This is a genomic window from Neisseria sp. S1 (genome assembly GCF_048060015.1).
In the GTDB taxonomy this organism is placed as follows: Bacteria; Pseudomonadota; Gammaproteobacteria; order Burkholderiales; family Neisseriaceae; genus Neisseria; species Neisseria arctica.
The window spans coordinates 1-4,978 of the sequence record NZ_JBLUPI010000025.1 but is presented as its reverse complement, the minus strand read 5'-3'; the positions used below and the strand labels follow the sequence as shown (position 1 = coordinate 4,978).

The following is a 4,978-nucleotide window of genomic DNA, read 5'->3' as shown; positions in this document are numbered from 1 at the left end:
TTTCACCGTTGGCGCGCAGCATTTCCACCGCCGCACCCACCGTGGTCAGCCGCTTGCCGTTTTTGCGCATGGTTTCCATCACCAACGTGCTGATCACTTTTGCTTCTTCCCGCGTTAAGGCCGATTTGCCGGCATCTACGCGGCGTTTGCGGGTCGGCTTCAATACCACCGCTTCCAGTTTGCGGTGCAATGTAGCCAAACTGATCCCCAAAGCTGCTGCCTGCTCTTTCAGATAGGTCGTCTTACCGCCGCGCCCACGCTGTTCGGCCTCGCGGGCGATTTCGGCCAAACGCTCCGTCATTGCCGCATTCATGATTACGCTCCATTGCCTTCCGCAGACTCATAACCCTTCAGCCATTCAGGCACATCATCAGTAGGCGCTTCTTCGGGCAGGGCAAACAGTTCGCGCAGCATTTCCGCATCGCGTATCACCTGATTGATGCTGCCGACCATCTGTGCGCGGTGGTCAAAACCGTGCGCTTCGCCGTGGGCAACCAGCTGTTCGAATAAATCACGCAGGCGGCTGATATCCGAACGCACACCGATAACCGCCGAGCTCAAACGCATGGTCAGCTCGCTGGCCACATCTTGCGGCTTCGGCTCTTTAACCTGCTTCTTGGCCAGTTTTTCTGCCAGTTCGTCCACTTTCTTATTTTTGTCGGCAATGACTTGGTCTTTGGCTGCTGCAGTGTCCATGGCGTCGCGTAAAGCTGCACGCAGTTCATTTCGGGTCATGCGGTCGAAGTCGTCCAGCGTATAGCCGTTGATATCGCCGCCTTCGGCCAGTTCGATAAGTGAATCGTCATCTTCTACCAGCAATTCCAGCAGTTTGGATTTACCTAAATCCATCAACTTGAGTTGGGCTGCCTTCATCTTCGGATCGATAAACCGGAGTGTTGCATTCATTAGGCGACGGGCTTCCCTTTCATGCAGGCCAAATTCGGTATTAATGATTTCGGTAAAACGACCATGCGGAGTATGTTCTTTAATCACAATCAAAGCCCGCCCAAGCTCAAACATACCTTCCATTGTTTGGCGCACGGCGAATCTGCCGCGCTCAATCCAAATTGCCTCGTTATAGGCCTCGCCATTGGAAAACTTCGCCATCACATTTGCGCTATGCAATGCCAGCTCCGTAGGAGAAGCATCCACCGTATGTCCTAAAATTTCAGTTGCCATATTTCAATTCCTTGTTGTTTTTCATTTTCCAAAACGGACGCCGGCGTCCGTTTTCAAAACTGGCTGCCTACTTCAAACCGGTAACCCATTTCTTTCAACCTTTCCTGCATCTGTTCGTTTTGCCGTCTGAAACGCTCTGCGATTTGCAGGGTTACCATCGCATAAGCAAAATTGCCGTTTTCAAGCTTAACCACCAAACCTTCCGCAATTAGATCTTCCAAATCACGGCTCACATGCACTGGAGAAATACCGAGACTGTCGGCGATTTCCTTGTTACTCATACCGATAATCGGATGTGCCTTCAGTGATTTAAATACTTTCAGTACCCTTGTTCCTTTACTGCTCGCCATTTACGCCACCTTTTTTTTCAAACCCAGCTCAACCGCAATGCGGTGCGCCTTGCCGCGGTTGGCTTTAATGCTGCCGTTCAGGATGCGGGATACATAGGTCGGGTCATAGCCCCGTTGATCGCACCAATCCTTAATGGTCTCGCCGCGCTTACGGAAACCTTCTTTCACTTTTTCTGCATTCACGGAATATCTCCTATTTCTATCTCGTGATAGAATGTTGAATATTTAAATATTTAAACAATCTTGCTTAAATGTTGGATAAATAATAACTGGATTATTTCTTTGTTGCAAGATTATTTCTACGATATTTTCGAGATTAATTCTATGAGTTTGATTTTTACTGGAAATATTCGCGCATTATTGAGCGAAAAAGACCTGACGATTGCAGAATTTGCCGATGCAATTAATGAAAAAGTGTCGCGTGTAAACGACGTATTGAGCGGAAAACAACGTCCGCCATTTGATATGGTGGAAAAAATCCTGTCAACTTTTGACATAGATGCAAACTGGCTGATTTCCGGGAAGAATATTTCTGCAAACAAATCAGACAATGAAGGGAATTATTCTAGAGATGCCGATTATGAATACATCCCTATGTACGACGTTGAAGTCTCCGCAGGCAATGGTGCAGCCGCCTATGGCGTTACCGACCCTGCCATGCACTTGGCTTTCCGTAAAGATTGGCTTAAATCGCGTGGCTTATATGCCAAAGACCTCAACTGCGTGATCGCACGCGGCGACAGCATGGAACCGACCATTGGTAACCGCGACACTCTGCTTATAGACACATCCCGAGCCATCCCACGCGATGGACATATCTATGTTATCCGCAGCAGCGACAGCTTATGGGTCAAGCGCGTGCAAAAGCAGATAGACGGCACCTTGCTATTACTATCCGACAATGAAGCCTATCCGCCGATGCCGCTACACCTCGACCAACACCCCGATATCCAAATCATCGGCCAGGTGATGAATGTGTCGCGAGATTTGAGCTAAATATATTCGATGTTGGGGAAAATAAGACCCAATAAAATCACATTTATGGCTGGTCAGGTAGCATAATGATGGATTTGGATTGGTTGGCAACCTTTGAAGAGGCATTAAAGCTGAAGCCACAATTTTCTATTAATTATCATGAAGACCTGTATTGGCTTTTCTCACACAAAATATGTCAATATATAAATGCACAAGGTATTGATGCAAAACCATACTTTGGCCGTCCAGCACTATCTAGAATATGGGAGATTGAACATCATCAGCAGAAACTACCAAACCGTGTCAATGTCTATGGATTATCTTATCACTATATAGAGCATGCTTATCGGAACGGCTTCAATGGAGAAAGCGGCATTCCTGCCAGCTTCAACTATTCAAGGGATGGCTATCAATACAACATATCGGAATTTGGAGAGTACCCTCCATTACTTATTGGTAACTTTGGCTTTGTTGTCGAGGACAAACATCTTTCAACCCACATTGATATTCCAAAATCATTAGATTTAATAGGAGTTGTTAAATTTAGAGAATACAAATCCCGGTTCATCTATTCTTGGATAGGGTTATTTCTACAAATACCCCCATTAAAATCCTTGCCGAACAAATTGATATCGGTTCCCCCATGGCAGTACTACTATGCCTATGCCAGCCAGTTTATGCGCTACTATGCGAATGGAGACTATTTCCAAGATGAAAATCAATTAAGAGCCAAACATGGTTTCCCGAAAAAAGGTACACGAGGTACTGGGGAGTTGATTCTTTATCGCTCGGTATGCGCCATATTTGATAACGAACCAGTCAAACGACATTATCGCGGCAGGGAGCTTCAGGGCTACGAGATTGACATCTGGTTACCTGAAAGAAAGATTGGCTTTGAATTTCAGGGAGAGCAACACTTTAAAGAAATTAAGCATTGGCATGGCACAGATGGCTTTCAAAAGCAAAAAGACAGAGACAAAATAAAAAAGAAATTATTTAAAAAACTAGATTATACAGTTCTTTACTTTAGTAAAAATTCTGATTTAAGTCAGGCTGGAGTGTTAAGGATTTTACGAGAAAATCTAGTCCTGAAGCCTACTTCATGCTGTTTTCTTGAAACTATACTCACCCCTTCTGATAATTCTAATAAAGTTCCACCGGCTCCTTGGAGAGTAGAAGAGGATTTAAATTCTTAAAGCACTATGCAAAGAGTAAAACCGTTGATCATCAGCAGTAAGAAAGAGGAAACATGAAAACCACCTATATCGTCCAAGCCTTTGATGAGCAGAAAATCAAAGGCCAGCTTGTCCTCAAACCGGTTCCCCCCATGCAGTTCAACAACGAAGCCGATGCCCTGCGCCGCGCCGAAAGGCTGTCTGAAAAATACGCCGGCGTGGTGGCTGTGGCTCAGGAATACGACGAAGACAGCGGCGAAATGGGCAAAACAACTGTACTGACGACATTAGGCAAGGTGCCTGAAGAGCTGTTTGAATCATAAAAATGTAGAAGAGAATTTTAATTTTTAAACCCGTTTAAAAGCTCAAAAACATAAAAGTCTTCAAAATCCCTGTAACGAAATAACTGTTACAGGGATTTTTCTTATGTCTCTCAATCATCAAACTGAATTGCCGTGGGTAGCCGTAGCACGCCTCTATATCGGCCTAGCCGAAATCCCTGGCAAACAACACAACCCGACGATTATCAACTGGTTAGCTACTTTAAATGCGTGGTGGCGTGATGACGAAACGCCTTGGTGCGGTACGTTTGTTGCCCATTGCTGCCGCCGTACTGGACGCGGTTTACCTAAGCATTGGTATCGCGCCAAGGCATGGGCAGAAGCAGGCACGCGCTTAAAGCAACCGGCTTATGGCTGCATCGTGGTGTTTGATCGCCAAGGCGGCGGCCATGTTGGCTTTGTGGTTGGACAGGATAACCAGGGTAATTTGATGGTGCTGGGTGGTAATCAAGCCAACAAGGTCAGCATTGCCAAGTTCCCTCGCAGCCGTGTTACCGCATATGTATGGCCGTCGGATAAAGGTAAACCGAGTTGGCCGTTACAGAGCCGCTATAAGCTGCCGCGTATTCAGATGGCGGGCGGGTTTTCAAATAATGAAGCATAAAGGGCATCTGCAATGAATAAATCACTTATTGCGTATGCCTTATCCGTTGCCCTTTCATCGCATCCGCTTGTTCAGATGCCGGCAAGGTTTCGGGTTGCAGACAAAATGTCTGTAATTTTGCCAAGAGGCAGAATTGGCAAATCAGGCGTAGCTGCTGCACGCCGTGCCGCCAAACTCAGGAAAGCAAGAAAATGAAACTCTTTAAATGGCTTGGAGGCCTGATCACTAACCCTGCCACAGGGCAAATCAGCCACACTAAACTCTGGGCAAACATTGCCGCTTGCGTGATGACCTATAAATTTACCATCCAGCCCGACGCACCCGAGTGGCTTTGGTGGGCATACGGTGGCATGG

At 46.4% G+C, this 4,978-nt stretch carries 7 protein-coding genes and 1 pseudogene; 4 read left to right on the top strand and 4 right to left on the bottom strand.

Annotated features, from left to right (window positions below):
* From ACEPPX_RS11485 to ACEPPX_RS11470, 4 genes and pseudogenes are all read right to left on the bottom strand, one after another.
* Positions 1-313, bottom strand: a pseudogene (locus ACEPPX_RS11485) (transposase); the annotation flags it as partial.
* A gap of 2 nt (positions 314-315) precedes the next feature.
* A complete protein-coding gene (locus ACEPPX_RS11480) occupies positions 316-1,179 on the bottom strand; it encodes a hypothetical protein (protein ID WP_416624146.1) in 864 nt (287 codons plus the stop codon).
* Positions 1,180-1,232: 53 nt separating this feature from the next.
* On the bottom strand, positions 1,233-1,529 hold the full coding sequence (locus tag ACEPPX_RS11475) for a helix-turn-helix domain-containing protein (RefSeq protein ID WP_416624145.1): 297 nt from the start codon (positions 1,527-1,529) through the stop codon (positions 1,233-1,235).
* Positions 1,530-1,712: a DNA-binding protein gene (locus ACEPPX_RS11470; RefSeq protein ID WP_416624144.1), complete on the bottom strand. Its 183-nt coding sequence runs from the start codon at positions 1,710-1,712 to the stop codon at positions 1,530-1,532.
* A 141-nt stretch (positions 1,713-1,853) separates the two neighbouring features.
* On the opposite strand from ACEPPX_RS11470, the gene ACEPPX_RS11465 reads away from it, so the two are divergent.
* From ACEPPX_RS11465 to ACEPPX_RS11450, 4 genes are all read left to right on the top strand, one after another.
* Positions 1,854-2,525, top strand: coding sequence for a LexA family transcriptional regulator (locus ACEPPX_RS11465; protein WP_416624143.1), 672 nt, complete (start codon positions 1,854-1,856; stop codon positions 2,523-2,525).
* Between the two features lie 65 nt (positions 2,526-2,590).
* Positions 2,591-3,700, top strand: coding sequence for a hypothetical protein (locus tag ACEPPX_RS11460; RefSeq protein WP_416624142.1), 1,110 nt, complete (start codon positions 2,591-2,593; stop codon positions 3,698-3,700).
* A gap of 53 nt (positions 3,701-3,753) precedes the next feature.
* Positions 3,754-4,002: a hypothetical protein gene (locus ACEPPX_RS11455; protein WP_416624141.1), complete on the top strand. Its 249-nt coding sequence runs from the start codon at positions 3,754-3,756 to the stop codon at positions 4,000-4,002.
* A gap of 103 nt (positions 4,003-4,105) precedes the next feature.
* Positions 4,106-4,624 carry a TIGR02594 family protein gene (locus ACEPPX_RS11450; protein ID WP_416624140.1) on the top strand — a complete coding sequence of 173 codons (519 nt, stop codon included), beginning with the start codon at positions 4,106-4,108 and terminating at the stop codon, positions 4,622-4,624.
* Positions 4,625-4,978 lie beyond the last annotated feature (354 nt).